The organism is Pseudomonas brassicacearum, assembly GCF_003732265.1.
In the GTDB taxonomy this organism is placed as follows: Bacteria; Pseudomonadota; Gammaproteobacteria; order Pseudomonadales; family Pseudomonadaceae; genus Aquipseudomonas; species Aquipseudomonas brassicacearum_D.
Map to the genome: position 1 here is coordinate 1 of NZ_MOBK01000236.1, position 484 is coordinate 484.

1 protein-coding gene is annotated in these 484 nt (G+C 58.3%); it reads left to right on the forward strand.

The window, feature by feature from the left end; all coding sequences use genetic code 11:
* The coding region (locus BK660_RS31025) for a class I tRNA ligase family protein (protein WP_148057516.1) at positions 1–445 on the forward strand (445 nt) is incomplete at its 5' end.
* Positions 446–484 lie beyond the last annotated feature (39 nt).

The following is a 484-nucleotide window of genomic DNA, read 5'->3' on the forward strand; positions in this document are numbered from 1 at the left end:
TCATGACGTCGGCCAGAACCACAAATTCAACACCGCCATCGCCCAGGTGGTGACGCTGATGAACGTGCTGGAAAAAGCCGCACAAGCTACCGAGCAGGATCGTGCGCTGATTCACGAAGGTCTGGAAGCCGTGACACTGTTGCTGGCGCCAATTACCCCGCACATCAGCCACGAACTGTGGAACAAGCTGGGTCACGCTGACGCAGTCATCGACGCTGGCTGGCCGGCTGTGGACGAAAGTGCGCTGGTTCAGGACAGCCTGACGCTGGTCATTCAGGTCAACGGCAAGCTGCGTGGCCAGATCGAAATGCCGGCCAGCGCGACTCGCGAAGAAGTCGAAGCCGCCGCACGTGCCAACGAAAACGTCCTGCGTTTCGTCGATGGCCTGACTATTCGTAAAGTGATCGTAGTGCCCGGGAAACTGGTCAATATCGTCGCCAGCTAATTGGATTGTGCGTCAGGCTCGCCTGACGCCGGATAAAAC